Source organism: Allobosea sp. TAB14, assembly GCF_052113865.1.
GTDB lineage: Bacteria > Pseudomonadota > Alphaproteobacteria > Rhizobiales > Beijerinckiaceae > Allobosea > Allobosea spartocytisi.
This window is the reverse complement of sequence record NZ_JBFRDQ010000014.1, coordinates 1-16,584: the sequence shown is the minus strand read 5'-3', so window position 1 is coordinate 16,584 and position 16,584 is coordinate 1. Positions and strand designations below refer to the sequence as shown.

The window sequence follows — 16,584 nt, the reverse complement described above, 5'->3', positions numbered from 1 at the left end:
CCAGTAAAATCGACGCTTCGGAGGGCTTGATCCGGAGAGAACGCGTCCCAAAATCATGGCAGTCGCCGACAGCGAGAGCGCGCTCGACGCGGCGATCAACCAAACCGGATCCATGTTGCTTCCAGGAGGATATGGCTATGGCAATGTTGGCACTCGCTCCCAACCAAGGGAGGGCTGCATGATGACATCCGACGATTTCGAGAGGCCGGTCGTGATCCTGACCGGGCTCGGGCACCCGGCGGCGATCGGCTCTGCAATGGAGGCCTACATGTTCCTGGCCGACTGGCCGGCGAGCAGGCGCGATGCGGTCCACGGCTTCGCGCTGAAGGCCTGCCTGGCGGCGATCCGTGGCGAGATCGAGCCGGATACGGCGCGCGGCTTGTTCGCGTCATGGGCGGAAAAGCACGATCTTCTCGCGCCCGACATCGCCGCATTCGCCGGCAGCCGGAGGGAAGGCTCGCGCGGCCGCGCCTGACCAGGAGCCCGGCATCGGCCAACCGGAGCTTGATCCTCTCGCCCGTCAGAGACGCGGACATTGGGAGCTTGCCTGAAAGCTGACGCTCCCAATGAGAGGTCTGATTTCCGGTGCCGACCCAAGTCGCGCGCTGAGGATGTCCGCTTAGAGACCGCTGTCGACTGTAAGCTTCGCCGGCGATCTGCCGGGCGTCAGTCGTCCGGTACGGACAGTCCCGCGAGAAGCGGCGCGTAGGCGGTGAGCCTGCGGGATACGAACTCGGTGAAGAGCCGCACACGCTTCGTCTTGCGTGTCTCCCCCTGCGTGAGAAGCCAGAGCGTCCCGTGCATGGGCAGGTCGGTGCCCGGCACCCTCACCAAGAGAGGGTCGGCATCCCCGACGAAGCACGGCAGTTTCGTCATCCCGATCCCTTTCTGCACGGCGGCGATCTGGGTCTCGGCGTCCGGGGTCCTGAACGGAACTTCCGTGGCGTGAACCTCTCCCGCGCGGGCCCAGGCCGGGAGTCCCTGACTGTCTATGACGATCCACCGSATGGRATCRGGCGCGCCCGCACGCCRCGCGGCYAGYCGWTCRCGAGASATGTAGACGCCGCTSAAYAGCTCCGGTCCCATCAGGCCGTGMAGATTGAGCGGCAGGGTCTTGCGGTCGGWGACGATGCGGATCGCGACATCGGCCTCTCGGTTGGTCAGATTCGCCACCTCGCCGGTCGACGAGATTTCCATCTCGATGTCCGGATGGAGATGCGCGAAGTCGGCGAGATCCGGCATGAGCAGATGTGTGGCGAGGAACGGCGGAAGCGTCACCCGCAACAGCCCGCGCGCGCTCTGGTCGCGACCGAAGACGCGCGTCTCCAACTGGTGCGACGACGCTTCCATCTGTTCCGCGAGYTCGAGGACCTCCTCTCCCGCAGCCGTCAGGCGGTAGCCCGAAGGCAGCTTTTCGAACATATGYGCCCCSAGGCGTTCCTCGAGCTGAGCGATGCGTCGCAGCACGGTCGAGTGATTCACCCGGAGGTGCTTGGCGGCAGCCCGCACCGAGCCTCCGCGGGCGGCGGCAAGAAAGTAGCGAACGTCATCCCAGTCGATCATGGTGCAATCCGGCACCGCGCGGTGCCCCTTCCAAAGCTCGGATTCAACATATCGACCCGCATCTCGATTGTTGGCGGTCGGGACGGACATCATAGCCCATGCCGACAGGCGCGTGCCAATTCCGAACGGCGCGCGCCGATCGTCGCGGCTGGCGTCAGTTGCCCGTCTGGATGAATTTCGCACCACCGATCTGCGCGCTTCCGCACTCAACGCCCGATCCCGGCAGACCCATCTCGAGGCTCTCGGGGAACTTCCCCGATCAGTCAAAGATGGAGCCTGAAGGAAAAGTCATGGGAAAGCTTGAGGGTAAGGTTGCAGTTATCACGGGTGGATCGAGCGGCATGGCGCTGGCGAGCGCCAAGCGGTTCGTCGAAGAAGGCGCCTATGTCTTCATCACCGGCCGGAGGCAGGAGGCGCTCGATGAGGCCGTCGGGCTGATCGGCCGAAATGTGACCGGCGTGCGCGGCGACGCGGCCAATCTCGACGACCTCGACCGCCTGTTCGATACGGTCAAGCGGGAAAAGGGCAGGATCGACGTCCTGTATGCGAGCGCCGGCACGGGCGAAGCCGTCCCGCTGGGCGAGATTACCGAGCAGCATTTCGACGCGACCTTCGGCCTGAATGCGCGCGGCACGCTGTTCACGGTGCAAAAGGCGTTGCCGCTGTTCAATGATGGCGGATCGATCTTCATGACCGGGTCGGTTGCTTCGTTGAAAGGCTTCCCCGGCTACAGCGTCTACGCCGCGAGCAAGGCGACATTGCACGCGTTCGCACGCGGGTGGCTCAACGAGCTGAAGGGCAGGAATATCCGGGTGAATGTGCTGCACCCCGGGCCGATCGCCACACCGATGCAGAGCCAGGTCCTCACCGAGGAGGCGAAGCAGATGTTCGAATCCCTGATCCCGCGGGGAACGATGGGTCGTCCCGAGGAAATCGCGGCGGTCGCGCTGTTTCTGGCGTCAGACGATTCGAGCTTCGTGAATGGGCTGGAGTTGTCCGTCGACGGCGGCTTCTCGGCCATCTGAATTCGCGCTGGATCGCGGGACGCGGCCGAGCGGCGGCAACCAGCGCGTCCCTGGTGGAACGACTTCTGCGCTGACGGCCGGCCCGGCCGCGCGGAAGTCGTTCACAGCCGGACGCCTACGCGCGGGTCGCCACACAGCGGAACGAAGACCCAGCGCCGTTGAAGGCCGGGGAATCAATACCAACGAGGATCGGAGACGTATCATGAGCTATGCGATTGTAGGATTCGGCAGGATAGGCCAGGCCCTCGCCCACGCCTTCGCCCGTAAAAACATCGACGTGACCGTCGCGAGCCGCCGGCCGCCCGAGGCGTTGGAGCCGCAGGCTCGGGCGATCGGTCCCATGGTCGTCGCCAAGTCGCTGCGGGAAGCACTCAAGGCCGACACGATCATCTTGGCGGTCCCGTTCGGGGAGCACCGCGAGGTTGCGAAGGCCCTGCCGAGCTGGGAAGGCAAGACGATCATCGACGCGACGAACGCGTTTCCAGCCCCTGAAGAGCTGGATGGTCTGCCATCATCCGCCTTTGTCGCGAAGGCGTTCACCGGCGCCAAACTCGTCAAAGGGTTCAATCACCTGGGTGCCGTCACCCTGGCGACCGATCCGGTCGTCGCGGGCGGCCACCGCGTCGTCTTTCTGTCTGGTGAGGACGAGGACGCGACTGCTCGCGTGGCGGCCCTGGCCAAACAACTCGGCTTCGCACCCGTCAAGTTGGGAAAGCTCAACGAGGGCGGCGCGCTGGTGCACGCACGCGGCCGCGTTTGGGGGCCGCTGATCTTCCAGGACCTGTTCAAGAAGGAGCCGTAATGGATTGTCTACTGGCAGATCCGGGAAGCCATGGGGATGGATCCTGCGGCGAAATCCGCTGACCAGAAGCCTGCGCGGCTCTCAGTTCGCCTTCGGTTGAACGTCGATATTGCGCTCGCCGACTTATTGCCGGAGAGCCACTGTCATTGTTCTGTAGCCGGGGACGGCGACCGTCTGGACAGGAAGCCTGCTTATGGTGTGATTGCCTGAGGCGGGGGATGGAAGAGCGGCGATCCGATGCGACGAATGCAAATTCCAACATCACGCCCAGGACCATGCTCGGTTGGCTGAGATGAGGGACTTGCGCATACCCACGGTCGAGGCCCGCCGTCATCGTGTCGTCGGTTCGAGCTGGCGGGTTGTGGGGATGCGTGCCCTTCTGGCCGCGTTCCTGCTCGCCGTCCTGGCCGGGCCGCTTTTCGCGCAGGCGCCCGAGGGACGCCGGATCGCGCTCGTGATCGGCGTGTCGGATTATGGCGGGCAGGGTAACCTCACCAATCCGGAACGGGATGCGCGCGCTACAGCCGAAACGCTCGAACGGCTCGGCTACGACGTCCGCACGCTTATCAATCCGCGCGCAGCGGCGGTGGATGCCGCCATCGACGGGCTCGATTCCGCAACGCCGATCCAGTCGCTGCTGTTCTTCTTCTCAGGCCATGGCCGGAGGGTCGGCGGCGTTTCCCTTCTCGCGCTGGGCGAGCGGGATCCGCAGACGCACCGGCAGAAGACGCTCGATCTGGCCGAGCTGAGCACTCGCTTCCAGCGGCTGAAGGCAGGCTCGACGATCTTCGTCCTTGATGCCTGCCGCACCGAAACGGAGTTGAAGGACGCTGCCGGCGAGGCTGGGCTCGCGCCGCCGCCGCGTGCGACCGGGACCTTCTTCGCCTATGCTTCGGCTCCCGGAGGCGAGGCTTTCGACAGGGGCGGCGGGCGCGGGCTCAGCCCCTTCACCTTCGCCTTCATCGATGAACTGCTGATTCCGGGCCAGGATATCGGCGTGATCATGCGCAAGGTGCGCGAGCGCGTTTCGCGCGCCACCGGCGAGCGGCAGGTTCCGTGGAGTGAGGACGCGCTCACCGGGCCGCTCATCATCAATGCCGCGCCGGCGGCGCCACAGCTCTTCGACCTCTACGGAAAGGCGCTGAAGGGCGACGCCTCGGCCGCGCGCGAACTCGGCCTGGCCTATCTGCGCGGTCAGGGCGTGGCCATGGATGTCGAGCGCGGCGCGGCACTCCTTCGCAGCGCGGCCGAGGGCAAGGACATCGCCGCGATGCTGGCGCTTGGCGCCTTCGAGGCTTCGCGCGATCAGAACGCATTGATGCCGGGCGGCCGCGCCCGGGAGTGGTACGGGAAGGCGGCGCAGGCCGGCAGCGCCGAAGGCATGTTCCTGCTGGCGGAGCAGGATGCGAAGCGCCTGCCGGAAGGCCGCAAGCCGACGGAGGAGACAATAGCGCTCTATCGCCGCGCCATGCAGGCGGGACACCGCGACGCGACAGCCCGTTATCTCAGCCTGAACCTGCGCTTTCGCTTCGACCGGGCCCTGGACAGGGACGCCACGATCGCGGCTTTGCGCGAGAACGCCGCAGCCGAGAACCTTGCCTCCATGGTGGAACTCGGCCGTCTCTACGCGACACCCGACCGGGCTGAGACGGACTATCGCGAGGCCGATTTCTGGCTGGAGCGCGCCGCCATGCGCGGCTCCGCCGAGGCGCTGCTCGAACAGGCCAAGCTGTTCGGCCTCGGGCGCGGTCGGCTGGCCGATCCGGTGCGGGCGCATGCGCTGACGAAGCAGGCGGCGGAGCGCGGCGATGGCCTGGCGATGCTCATGCTCGGCCGGCAATACCAGCAAGGGCAGGGCGTCGCTCCCGACCCGGCCGAAGCCGTGTCGTGGTTCCGCAAGGCTGTGGCGGCGGGAACGGCCGAGGCCTTCGCCGATCTCGGCCATGCCTTCGAAGCCGGGCTCGGCACCGATCAGAATCCCGCCGAGGCCGTGGCGCAATACCGACGCGGGGCTGCGCTGAACGATGCCGTCAGCACGCGCTACCTCGCCGTGATGTATGAGCAGGGCCTTGGCGTGCGCCGCAACATGGACCGGGCGATCGCTTACTACATGCGCGCGGCGGAGCTGGGGGACGGTCGGGCCCAGGCCTCGCTGGCGGTGCTCGTCAACAACGGCATGCTGACGAGCACGCCCGACCCGACGCTGGGCGCGGCCGCCCTCGAAAAAGTGGTCGGGCGGACCCGCGACGCGTCCTATACCTTCCGGCTCGCCCAGATGACCGAGAAGGGCGTGGGCCGCCCCGCCGATCCGGCCAGGGCCGCCGAGCTCTACAAGCAGGCTGCCGATCTCGGCAGCGTGGCGGCGCTTTCGGAGCTCGCGAGCCTCTACAGGCTGGGCCGCGGCGTGCCGAGGGATCCCGTGCAGGCCCAGGAGCTCTGGCAGAGGGCCGCGAGCGCGGGCGATCAGCCGGCCTACTACAATCTGGCGGTCCTCTATGGGGAGCGTAGCACCAACCCGGAGGATCAGGCGGAAGCCGGGCGTTGGGCGCGGCGCGGCGCCGAAGCAGGCGGCAGCGAGGCGATGACCTTGCATGCCCGCAACCTCTATTTCGGCGAGCACGGGCAGACTCGCGACACGGACGGCGCATTCGGCTGGCTGGAGCGCGCCTTGGCTGAGGGCAATGGCTGGGCGGCGGGCACGCTCCTGGCGATCATCACCGACGGGAAGATCGGCGCGCCCCAGCCCGATCGGGACCGGGCGCTGTTGCTGCTGGTGCAAGCGGCCAACCGCCAGGGCAATACGGTCGCGGCCGAGGCGCTGCGGATGGTCTGGCGCGAACGCGAGGGCGTCGACATGCAGACGGCGACCGAACAGGCGCTGGTCCAGCGACTCGACGGACCGCAGCGGGGCATGGCCGCGCTTCTGCTCGGCCTCGGCTATCGTGAAGGCCGCTTCGGCGGACGGCCCGACGGCCCAAAGGCGGCCAGGTACTTCGACATGGCGATCGCAGCCGGCGAGGTCGAAGCCTATCGCCATCTCGGCGATCTCCACGCCGACCGGATGCTGCCGGATGCTTCGCCGCGGGAGGCTTTCCGCAACTACCAGGCCGGCGCCGAGCGCGGCGAGCCGGGCGCCATGAACAATCTCGGCGTCGCTTACCGCCACGGTCTCGGCGTCACCCGGAATTTCGAGCTGGCTTTCGAGAACTTCAAGGCTGCTGCCGAGCGCGGCCATGTCCCTGCCATGCACAATCTGGCCGTCGCCTATCAGCGCGGGTTCGGCGTCTCGCCGTCACCCGAGCAGGCGGAGCTCTGGTACGAGCGGGCGATCGCGAAGGGGGATCTCGGCTCCCGGCTCGGGCTCGTCACGGTGCTGCTCAACACCGAGAAGGAGGAGGATCGCGACTATGCGCGCGCCCTCTTCAACCTTGCGGAGCTCGGACGCGATGGCGTGCCGGCAGCGGCGACCTCCCTTAGCGAGATCGTCCGCAACGGGACGCTGCCGCGCGGCGTGCGCGAGCGGGCGGTGAAGATCCTGTCGCAGCTTCAGGAGACCCGTCCCCGGGGCGGGGCGCCTGAGGCGCTGAAGGCGCTCGCCGCCGCGGGGATCGTCGCGCGCTCCGGCGAAAGCTACGAGCTGGCGCAGCCGAAATCGACCCGGCGATGACCGCGACCGGAGCCGCCGGCGCGCATCCTATGGCGCCGCGGCCTTGGAGGTCGCGGGCTTGCCGACGCTTCCAACCAGCTTGATCGCTGCGAGCAGCGCCGTATCCGTGCCCGATGGCGCCGCCGAAACCGCGCCGGCCACCTCGCTCTCGGTTTGGGCATCGAGTTTCGACCCGCTGCCGGAGCGCGGCGTGAGCAATCCGCTCTCCTCGTCGAGCACGAGATCGGGAGCGACGCCCGCACCGTCCAGCGCGGCGCCGGTCGCGCGATAGACGCGCGCCGTCGTGACGATGAGGGCGCCTTGCCCTTCCGGCAGCGGCAGTACGGTCTGGATCGTGCCCGCTCCGGCGGTCTTCTGCCCGACCACGAGCGCGCGGCCATGGTCCTGCAGCGCGCCGGCGACGATCTCGGCGCCTGCGCCGGTCCGACTGTCGACGATCATCACGACGGGCAGCCCGGAGACGACGTCGCCTTGCCGGGAGACGAGCCTGCGCGCATTGGCCGGGGTGCGGCCGCGCAGATTCGCGACCTCGGTTCCGGCCGCCAGCATCATGCCGCCGAGCTGCTCTGCTGCGTCGAGCAGGCCGCCGGCATTGCCGCGCAGGTCGAGCACCAGCCCTTCGAGCGGCCCCCCGGGGCGTGAAGCCGCCGCGTCGAGCGCGGATTGCAGGTTTGTTCGCGTATTGCCGTCAAAGGCGCTGATCTTGATCACTGCGACACGGCCCTCGAGAGTCCAGCGCAACGAAGGCGGGGCCTGCACCGGCCCGCGCACCGGGCGGAGCGTGAGCGGCGCGGGGGCGCCGGGCCGTTCGACCTTGAGCACGGGGCTGGTGCCGAGCGCTCCGCGCAGCAGCGCCACCGCCTCCGGCAGGGGCAGTCCCGTCGTCGGGCGGCCGTCGATGTCGACCAGCACATCGCCGGCCTGAAGTCCCGCGCGCTCGCCGGGGCCACCGGRCAATGGGCGGACCACCGTGAGCGCTCCGCCTTTCACCGTCAGCTCCAGACCGACCGAGGCCGGCGGCGGCTGCATCTCGGCCGGCAGCACGAGCCGGCTGTGCGGATCAAGACCCGCCATCATGCCCCGCAGGGCGGCCGCGAGCGCTGCGTCGCGCTCGCGGCCGGCGCGAAACCGCATGATTTCGGCGATCAAGAGATCCGCTTGCGGCTTGAAGCCAATGGCGGTCGCCTCGGCCTGCATGGCCGCGTCGAGCGAGCGCCTTCGGGAAGAGGCGGGCTCCCCCGCCATGTTTCCGAGCCCGCGCAGCCCATGCATGAACAGGCTGCGGGGTTCGACCACGTCGACATAGTGCTCCGCCACCTGTGCAGCTGCCATGGTGATCGTGGTCTCAACCTGCTCGCGCGGTGCGGCAGCGGCCGGCAGCATTGCTCCCATGGCCGTGGTCCAGAATGTCAGGAGCGCCAGCAATCTCATCGCATCTCACCCATGGGTATCAAGGCGGGCGCGACTGCTGCGGCGCTCGCCGCTGCAAGCGATAGCAGATTCGGGGCAGGAATCAGCTCGGGGTGCTCGCCCGGACCGTCCCGGCGAAGAGCCGCGGAGGGCAGGGCGAGATACCGGTCATACGCCGCCTGTCACTGGTCATGGCGTGCTCGGTTGGAGCGTCTGCGCACTGCGGGCGAAAGAAGGCGCGCTGATCGGTCTGCGCATCGTCTGGCGCATTCCCGATGCGATCGGGCGTGAGATCTCGACGGAATTCTCAGCAGCCGATCACCTTGAACTCGACCCGGCGGTCGAGCGCGTCGCTGGCATCGTCCTTGCCGGTTCCGACGAGGTTCTCCTTGTAGCCGCGGCCGGTCGCGATCATGCGGCCGCGATTGTCGGGCGCGCCGGTCAGCAGCAGGTCCATGACGAATTGCGCCCGCAGGGTCGAAAGCCGCTCGTTCACCTGGGGCAGGCCGGTATGCGAGGTATGGCCGACGATCTCCAGGCAGGCGCCCTTCTGGCGGGAGCGCGTCGCGATCTGGCTCAGCCACATCGGATAGGGATCGGTGATCTGGCGGTCATCGACGAATTGCGTCGTGCCGGGCTTAAACAGCAGCTTCACCATCAGCCGATCGGTGGCGASGCCGTAATCGATCAGGTCGCCGAAGGCATCGACCATGTCCTCGCGCCGGGCGAGCTTGCTGGCGGCGAGATAGGTGCCGATCCTGACGCGGTGCTGCTCACCGCCCGGCAGCTTGCGCGCCGCCCGGTAGAAGGCCAGTGCCTCGCGGAAATGCTGGGTCTCATAGGCGAGGATGCCGTCATTGATCAGCGCATTGGCGGTCAGCTTCTCGACATAAGCGGGATCGATCGGATCCCCCAGCTTCGTGCCTTGGCAGACCTTGATATAGGAATCCGTCGCTTGATCCTTCGCCCAGAGCGGCGAGTCCTGAAAATAAAGCGTCGGCGTCGTGTCGACGCCTTCCGGGCGGGCACGCGAGACGCCCTTGGAGACGATGCTGTTGGATTTGAGATCGGCCAGCGTCAGGCAGATCCGGTAGGCGTCGCGCGGTCCGTCCGCCACGCCCTGGTTGTTGACGGCGGTGAAGGTGCCGACCAGCACAACCGGCTTGCTCGCCAGGGCCTCGCTGTCGAAGGGCAGGACGGTGAAGCGCGGATAGTTCGCCTTGACCATCTCCATCAGGGTCGCCTGCATCGAGCGCGTCGCGGCCGATTGCGCGCCGGAGGCCGCGTCGATCAGCGGGTCGATGACGAGGTTGACCTTGTCTCCGGAGACGGTCGCCTTGCCGAAGAGGTCATCGGCTGCCTTTCGGAGCGCATCGGCAAAGGGAACGGGCGTCGGAGGCGGTGGGGTCTGGGCGATGGCCGCGGTCGCGCCTGCCAGCAGAGCCAAGCCGATCATGGCGATCTTGAAGCGGACCAGGCCCGTCATGCCTCACCTCTCCAGTTCGGGCCGGGCTCTCCGCCGCGGCCGTCTTGCATCAGCGGCATTGCCGCAATTGTTCGCGTGCCGCGGGCGTGAGATCGCCGAGCTGAGCACGCATCAGGAGTTCGGCGCACTCGCCGGAGGCTCGCCCTCTCGGCGGGGCCTCCGCCGGGCGCGCGGGCACGCCCGGCATGGCGACGGGTTGCGTCGAGCGGTTCTGCGGCAGCGCCCCGGGCGTGCCGAGCCTGGCCGCCATGGCTTGCTCGACGGCCCGACGCTCTTCGGCAAGGCGCTGCTTTTCCGTCTCGATCGCCGCGAGCTCGGCTTCCCGGCGGGCGAGCTCGTCGGCGAGGCGCGCGCGTTCCGCTTTGTCCTGGGCGCGCGGCGGGGGCGGGGCAGGGGCAATCGCGACAGGCGCGGAACCCGGAGCCGACGAGGGCGCGGGAACGCCGACCGCGTCGCCGCTATCCTTGCGGGCGAGATCGTCGGCAGCCTGCCGCCGGCCCTGTTCCGCCTTTTCCAGACGCTCGAGCAAGGCGCGTTCGCGCTCGGCGAATTCGCGTACGAGCTGGTCGCGCTCGCTCGAGGTCGTGGAGCGGCGCTCGAGCAGGTCGAGCCGCGTGCGCGCATCGATGACAAAGAAGCTCTGCGGATAACGCTGGATGAAGGCCTGCAGCGCGGTGGGATCGTCGCTGGCGCGGATGCGGCGCCAGACATCGGCATCCGTTTCCTCGCGATTGAGGTAGAAGTCGCCCAGCAGGGAGAGCGAGAGTTCCGGCGTCTGGCGACCGGCCGTCGTATCGTAGACGCTCTTCTGCACGCGGCGGAACAGTGCCGCGACCTCGAGGCCAGGCTGGTCGATCTCGCGCACCAGGGCGGCGGTGAAGGGGCTGTTGCGGCCGGCGCCGTCGGCGGCGACGTCGTTCGCCTGCGTGGCATAGGCGATGACCATGCCCTGCGCGCGCTGGACCGGGGCGAGGCCGGAGCCGACAGAGAAGCCGCGCGTTGCCTGACGCTTGGCGAGCAAGCCGACGAAGGGGTTGTTGCGGCAGGCGTCGAGCACCATGATCTTGACGCCCTTGGCATAGTTCAGGGCGGTGACGACGTCGTTGAGCCGCGTCGTCTCGTACTGGACGCCGACCTCGTCCTCGATCTTCGCCTCGACCGGAACGAGATAGTTCTCGCCGTTGAACTGGAAGCCGTGGCCGGCGAAATAGAACATCGCGGCATCGGCATCCTGAGCCAGCCGGGCGAAGCGCGTCAGGGCCGCGTCCATGCCGCGCTTGTCGAGATCGATGCCGTCGACCACCTCGAAGCCGACCTTGCGCAGGGCGACCGCCATGTCGCGCGCGTCGTTCATGGTGTTCGGCAGCACGGGTGCGTTGCGATAGCTGGAATTGCCGATGACGAGCGCCACGCGGCGCTCGGGCGGCGTCTCGGCCAGGGCAAGGCCGGACAGCAGCAGGAGGATCAGGCCGCAGAGTCTGGCGACGAGAATCATGGGTCTTCCCTAGAGGCTGCCGGCAACCTCTACGTCATGCTAATGCATGATCCCGGCCTTCTCCAGAACAAAGCATAGTCATCGACACCAGGGGATGGTGTTTTGCTTGAAGGCTCCCGGCTCCGCTGCTAGCCTTCCGTCCATCTCCTTGCGGAAGGAAGACGCTGATGCTCCGCCTTGCGCCGGCGCTTCTGCTGTTGGGTCTGGCCGTGGCGATGCCGCTGGCCGGAGCGTCGGCGCAGGAGCGCGCCCGGCAGCGCAGCCCGGCTCCGGCAACGGCCCGTCTCTCCTTCATCGGCCTCGCCGACAAGGCGCAGGTTCCCGCCAAGCTCACGGTGCGGTTCGCGATCACCGGCATGGAGGTCGTCCCGGCGGGGCAGGCGGCGCGCAATGGCGGGCATCACCACCTGCTGATCGATACCGAATTGCCGCCGCTCGACCAGCCGATCCCCAGCGACTTCAACCATATCCATTTCGGCGGCGGCCAGACCGAGGCCGAGATCGCGCTGACGCCGGGCAAGCACACGCTGCAGCTGCTCTTCGCCGACCACAACCATGTGCCGCATGACCCGCCCATCATGTCCGAGCGCATCACGGTCGAGGTTCCGGCGGCGGCGCCTGAGAAGCCGCGGTCGGCTGCCGCGCCCGGCGCGCGTGTCTTCTTCATCGACCTGCAGGACGGCGCGACGATCCCGAGCCACGCCAGGATCCGCTTTGGGGCGGAAGGCATCACGGTGACGCCGGCCGGGACCGCCAGCCCAAATGGCGGCCACCACCATCTCCTCGTCGATACCGAATTGCCGGCGCTCGACCGCGAGATCCCCAGCGATTTCAACCATCTGCATTTCGGGCGCGGGCAGACCGAGGCCGAGCTCTCGCTGCCGCCCGGCGAACACACGCTGCAATTGCTGATGGGCGATCACGAGCATGTGCCGCACGATCCTCCCGTGATGTCGGCGCGCATCCGGGTTCGCGTCGTCGCCGATGGGCAACCCGTTGTTGCTGCGCAGCCGGCGCCGCATGCCCATGGCGCTGGCGCTGGCGCTGGCGCTGCCCGCACGCCATCGCCCAACGATGCGGCTGTCTATTTCGTTTATCCGCGGGATGGCGACCGGATCTACCCGACATCGACCATCCGCTTCGGCCTGCGCAATATGGGCGTGGCGCCGGCTGGCGTCGCCAAGCCGAATACCGGCCATCACCATCTGCTGGTCGACGTCGGGCCGCCTTCCTTCGATGCACCGATTCCGGCCGATCTCAACCACATCCATCTCGGCGGCGGCCAGACCGAGTACAAGCTGACCCTGCCGAACGGGCGGCACACGTTGCAGCTCCTGCTCGCCGACGAGAACCATCTGCCACATGATCCGCCGGTGATCTCGGAGCGCATCACGGTGATCGTGGCGCCGGGCGGGCCGAACGCGAGGAGGCGCCGGTGATGTCGCGAGCCCGCATCGCAGCCGCCGGCCTTTTCGCACTGGCAGCGTGGCAGGGCCTTCCCGCGGAAGCCGTCGCGCAGACGCCCGCGCGCCAACCCGCGCCGCCGGGCGCGCAGGTCTATTTCCACTATCCGATCGATGGCCTGAGCGTGCCCGAGCGCTTCACTGTGCGGATCGGCCTGCGCGGCATGGGCGTCGCGCCGGCTGGCGTCAACCACGCGCGGACCGGCCATCACCACCTGCTGATCGACACCGAGCCCGGACCGCCGGACCAGCCGATCCCGTCCGACTACAACCATATCCATCTGGGCAACGGCCAGACCGAGGTGGTGGTGACCCTGCCCAAGGGCCGGCACACGCTGCAATTGCTGCTCGGCGACTACACCCATACGCCGCATGATCCGCCCGTGATGTCGCCGAAGATCACGATCAATGTCCGCTAGCTGAGGGGCTTTCGTCTGAAGATGGCCTGGTTACGCGTCCTGATTGCCGTCGTGCTGCTGCCGATGCTGGCCGCTTCCGGGCTTGCCCAGCAGCCGAGCGAGGTCGCGCGTGTCGCACTCGTCATCGCCAACGAAGCCTATCCGGAGGCGCCGATGGCGGGCGCCGCCCAGCGGGGTCGCGCCGTCGCGCAGGTGTTGAGCGCCGGCGGCTTCGATGTCGTCTCGGTCGAGAATGCCGACCGCAACGCCTTGCGGCAGGCGATCGCCAGCTTCGCGAGCAAGCTCCGGCGCGGTGCGCAGGCCGTGGTGTTCTATAGCGGCCATGCCATTCAGGAGCGGAACCGCAATTTCTTGCTGTCGGTGCAGAACGGCGCTGAGGCTGCGGTCGATCTCGACGAGATCGTCGATCCGCTGATCGTCGCCCGGCCGGCGAGCGCCCTGATCTTCCTCGATGCCGGCCGCGACAATCCCTGGCAGGGCAAGGCCAAGGGGCTCTTGCCGCTCGAACCGATGGAGGGGATCGCGGTGCTGTTCCCGACGGCGCCGGGCAAGCCGCTGCCGGGCGGTCCCGATCGCGCCGTCGCGGCCTGGCTCAAGGCGATCCGGACGCCGGGGCTGGAGATGGCGCAGGCGGTGAAGCAGGTGCGGGACACGGTTTCGCGCGAAACCCGGCGCAGCCAGCAGGTCTGGCTCTCGGTGGAACCGCCGAAGGGGCTCGTCGTCACGCCGGTCTTTCAGCCGGTCGCCGTGGCGCTCGGCAGCCGCGCCGTCATCCCGCCGCCGCAGACGCCGGGCGTAACCCAGGATGCGGCCTATGATCTCGCCTTCTGGGAATCGATCCGCAACAGCCGGAACGCGGCGGAGTACCGCGCCTATCTCGATGCCTTTCCGAACGGGCGCTTCGCTTCGCTGGCCCGGGCCCGCGAGCAGGAATATCGCGCCGGCCCGGTTGCACCTGCTGCCACAGCCGTTGCAATCGCCACCCCGCCGGCATCGCCCCAGCCAGCAGGCGCGCCGCAGCGCGACTGCACAGGCTGCCCGGAGCTGGTCGCGATCCCAGCCGGCAGCTTCCAGATGGGCTCGAACGATCTCTACGAATTCGAGAAGCCGGTGCATCCAGTGACCGTCCGCGGCTTCTATCTCGGCGCCCGCGAGGTGACCTTCGAGGAGTGGGATCTCTGCGTCGACCAGGGCGGCTGCAATTACCGGCCGGATGATCGCGGGCTCGGCCGCGGCAAGCGGCCGGTCACCGACATCCACTGGAACGATGCCAATGCCTATCTCACCTGGCTCTCGGCCCGGACCGGCAAGCCCTATCGCCTGCCGACCGAAAGCGAGTGGGAATATGCGGCGCGCGCCGGCACGACGACGACCTACCCTTGGGGCCAGACGCTGGTGAAGGAGCGGGCGAACTGCCTCGGCTGCAACGACCAGAAGCGCGGCAGCGCCATTCCGGCCGGCCAATTCCCGGCCAATGCGTTCGGCCTCTACGACATGGCCGGCAATGCAGCCGAATGGGTCGCCGATTGCTGGAGCGAGAATTATCGCAGCGCGCCCCGTGACGGCAGCGCCTATACGGTCGCGAATTGCCGCGAGCGCGTGCTGCGTGGCGGCTCGTTCAACAACGATCCCCGCTATCTGCGCTCGGCCGCGCGCTTCAAATACGAGGTCGACGTGCGCTTCTACACCAACGGATTCCGCGTCGCGCGTGACCGATAGGCCTGTCCGTTCCACCTCGAATTGCAAGAGCGTCGTGTTCGCGCGGTCATCGACTCCTACGCTCGCATGCGCAGCGGCCTCTTAATCGGCGGCGAGCCTGACCTGCGGACTGAAGACGTTCGTCTTCACCAGCCATCCTTGACGTCGCAGTTCGCGTCTTGCCATCGTGGATGCGTCTGCCGATATCCAGATTTCCTTCCTGATCCGAGAATTGCTGCTGCTCGCCAGTGCGGTACCGAGCTGCGAGAGCTGAGCCGCGTTTTCCGATGTCCAGGCAAGGTCGTCGGCTGTGAACAGAGCCACTCTCCTGTTCGCGCCGACCGAAATGACCGGAATGCGTTCGACGATTTCCACGCCACTGATACCGTCGTTGCCAAAGGGACGTGCCGAGAGATAGGCGAGCGTCTGCAGCGCCGTGAAGGCGTCCACTCTTGTTTCGCTCGACGCGACGAAGGAGGCGAGCGCCTCGAGCCCCGGTGCKCCCGACATGCCGCTCAGGAAACCCACCGTCCGTGTCTTTTCAGTCGGCGTGAGTTTGTCGCTCAGCAGCAATCGTTTGATCGTGTCCTCCGGGATGTTCAGCTTTTCCAAGCGCTCGCGGTTGACCGCCGCCGTTTCATCCGGCGGCATGTCGAGCGTTCGCGACGTGAGTGAATCGAGCGTTCCGAGGCCCGAAAAGACGGTACCCGCTCCGCCGGGAACGAAGCCAAGTGCACGGTTGACGCCGAAGGATCCAGCGGCCGAGTAGGATGCGACCTTGTTGAGTTCGCGCGAGAGCGGAATGAAATGAGTGTAGGGATCGACGCGCAATGCCTCGGCCAGACGTCGCTTCTCTTTCGGTCTGTCGACGAACTTCTCAAACAAGTTCTCGTTCTCGCGCTCCGGCCGTCGCTTCTCCGGCTTGCCGAACGTGGTGACGAATTCGCCAGCGTCGGACAGGGTACGCCGCACCGAGCCTACTCGCCGGGAAACGTTGCTGTATGTTCCTTGCGCGCCGCCGATCGGGTCCCTCACCGTATTGACGACACCTCGGATCGGGCTGAGGACGGCTTTGCCGGCGGCATGCACGAATTCCCCTGACAAAGACTGTTTCTTGAGCGCGTCCAGGGCGACGAGCTCCCGGAGATGATTGCGCGCGAGATCGTCGCCGGCCACCAGGTAGGTGCCGAACTCTGTGGCAAAGACGTAGGTGTTGTATCGTCCGTCGCTTCTGGCGTCGCTTTCTACCGTGTAACCGGAACCTGTCTGGAGCGGTCCCAGAACAGCGGTTGCAGGCTTGGCTCGCGGTTGTTCGTGCTGGCCCGTCGTCCTGCCGGATGGAAGCGCAGCGGCCGCCGATGTCACCGGGGCATAGTCGAAGACCTGTCCGGGAGCCTTGCTCTGGGCACAGCCTGCGAGAAGCGTGAGCAGCGCGACCGATCCGACGCTGCCGATCCTGGCACGGGCCGCGACCGCGGATAGGCCAGCGCAATGGAAGCCGCTCGCGAGCTGCGTTGCTTGGGCCGTTTGAAGGAGGCCGCCTGAAGGAGGCCGCC

12 protein-coding genes are annotated in these 16,584 nt (G+C 67.5%); 7 read left to right on the top strand and 5 right to left on the bottom strand.

The features are described from left to right. Window positions 1-181 precede the first annotated feature (181 nt). A complete protein-coding gene (locus tag AB4Y99_RS03435) occupies window positions 182-475 on the top strand; it encodes a DUF982 domain-containing protein (protein ID WP_191124673.1) in 294 nt (97 codons plus the stop codon). Window positions 476-666: 191 nt separating this feature from the next. Here AB4Y99_RS03435 and AB4Y99_RS03430 read toward each other — a convergent pair whose 3' ends face one another. After that, window positions 667-1,563, bottom strand: coding sequence for a LysR family transcriptional regulator (locus tag AB4Y99_RS03430; RefSeq protein WP_441522377.1), 897 nt, complete (start codon window positions 1,561-1,563; stop codon window positions 667-669). Between the two features lie 290 nt (window positions 1,564-1,853). On the opposite strand from AB4Y99_RS03430, the gene AB4Y99_RS03425 reads away from it, so the two are divergent. The 3 genes from AB4Y99_RS03425 (at window position 1,854) to AB4Y99_RS03415 (ending at window position 7,057) form a co-directional block, all read left to right on the top strand. Beyond that, a complete protein-coding gene (locus tag AB4Y99_RS03425; protein WP_038363466.1) occupies window positions 1,854-2,588 on the top strand; it encodes an SDR family NAD(P)-dependent oxidoreductase in 735 nt (244 codons plus the stop codon). A gap of 202 nt (window positions 2,589-2,790) precedes the next feature. Then, window positions 2,791-3,390, top strand: coding sequence for an NADPH-dependent F420 reductase (locus AB4Y99_RS03420; RefSeq protein WP_441522376.1), 600 nt, complete (start codon window positions 2,791-2,793; stop codon window positions 3,388-3,390). A 367-nt stretch (window positions 3,391-3,757) separates the two neighbouring features. Beyond that, window positions 3,758-7,057 (top strand): caspase family protein, encoded by a 3,300-nt coding sequence (locus AB4Y99_RS03415; protein WP_441522375.1) that lies wholly within the window; start codon window positions 3,758-3,760, stop codon window positions 7,055-7,057. A gap of 27 nt (window positions 7,058-7,084) precedes the next feature. On the opposite strand, the gene AB4Y99_RS03410 is transcribed toward AB4Y99_RS03415, so the two are convergent. From AB4Y99_RS03410 to AB4Y99_RS03400, 3 genes are all read right to left on the bottom strand, one after another. Beyond that, window positions 7,085-8,488, bottom strand: coding sequence for a S41 family peptidase (locus AB4Y99_RS03410; protein ID WP_441522374.1), 1,404 nt, complete (start codon window positions 8,486-8,488; stop codon window positions 7,085-7,087). Between the two features lie 286 nt (window positions 8,489-8,774). Continuing rightward, entirely contained in the window at window positions 8,775-9,953 is a 1,179-nt protein-coding gene (locus AB4Y99_RS03405) for an OmpA family protein (RefSeq protein WP_441522373.1), read from the bottom strand. 49 nt (window positions 9,954-10,002) lie between these two features. Next, complete coding sequence (locus AB4Y99_RS03400) at window positions 10,003-11,448, bottom strand: caspase family protein (protein WP_441522372.1); 1,446 nt, start codon at window positions 11,446-11,448, stop codon at window positions 10,003-10,005. A gap of 167 nt (window positions 11,449-11,615) precedes the next feature. Between AB4Y99_RS03400 and AB4Y99_RS03395 the strand changes: the two genes are divergently transcribed. From AB4Y99_RS03395 to AB4Y99_RS03385, 3 genes are read left to right on the top strand one after another with little or no spacing between them, the layout of a single operon-like run. Then, a complete protein-coding gene (locus AB4Y99_RS03395; RefSeq protein WP_441522371.1) occupies window positions 11,616-12,887 on the top strand; it encodes a DUF4399 domain-containing protein in 1,272 nt (423 codons plus the stop codon). Further along, complete coding sequence (locus AB4Y99_RS03390; RefSeq protein ID WP_142022148.1) at window positions 12,887-13,330, top strand: DUF4399 domain-containing protein; 444 nt, start codon at window positions 12,887-12,889, stop codon at window positions 13,328-13,330. Before AB4Y99_RS03395 ends, AB4Y99_RS03390 begins: the two co-directional genes overlap by 1 nt. Before the next feature lie 21 nt (window positions 13,331-13,351). Beyond that, complete coding sequence (locus tag AB4Y99_RS03385; RefSeq protein WP_441522370.1) at window positions 13,352-15,049, top strand: SUMF1/EgtB/PvdO family nonheme iron enzyme; 1,698 nt, start codon at window positions 13,352-13,354, stop codon at window positions 15,047-15,049. Between the two features lie 81 nt (window positions 15,050-15,130). Here AB4Y99_RS03385 and AB4Y99_RS03380 read toward each other — a convergent pair. Then, window positions 15,131-16,584 (bottom strand): hypothetical protein (locus tag AB4Y99_RS03380; protein ID WP_441522369.1); only part of this gene is annotated, 1,454 nt, incomplete at its 5' end.

Bases quoted from the DNA above. Each gene is read 5' to 3' on its own strand.
- AB4Y99_RS03435 (WP_191124673.1), top strand. From the start codon at position 182: ATGACATCCGACGATTTCGAGAGGCCGGTCGTGATCCTGACCGGGCTC.
- AB4Y99_RS03425 (WP_038363466.1), top strand. From the start codon at position 1,854: ATGGGAAAGCTTGAGGGTAAGGTTGCAGTTATCACGGGTGGATCGAGC.
- AB4Y99_RS03420 (WP_441522376.1), top strand. From the start codon at position 2,791: ATGAGCTATGCGATTGTAGGATTCGGCAGGATAGGCCAGGCCCTCGCC.
- AB4Y99_RS03415 (WP_441522375.1), top strand. From the start codon at position 3,758: ATGCGTGCCCTTCTGGCCGCGTTCCTGCTCGCCGTCCTGGCCGGGCCG.
- AB4Y99_RS03400 (WP_441522372.1), bottom strand. From the start codon at position 11,448: ATGATTCTCGTCGCCAGACTCTGCGGCCTGATCCTCCTGCTGCTGTCC.
- AB4Y99_RS03395 (WP_441522371.1), top strand. From the start codon at position 11,616: ATGCTCCGCCTTGCGCCGGCGCTTCTGCTGTTGGGTCTGGCCGTGGCG.
- AB4Y99_RS03390 (WP_142022148.1), top strand. From the start codon at position 12,887: ATGTCGCGAGCCCGCATCGCAGCCGCCGGCCTTTTCGCACTGGCAGCG.
- AB4Y99_RS03385 (WP_441522370.1), top strand. From the start codon at position 13,352: ATGGCCTGGTTACGCGTCCTGATTGCCGTCGTGCTGCTGCCGATGCTG.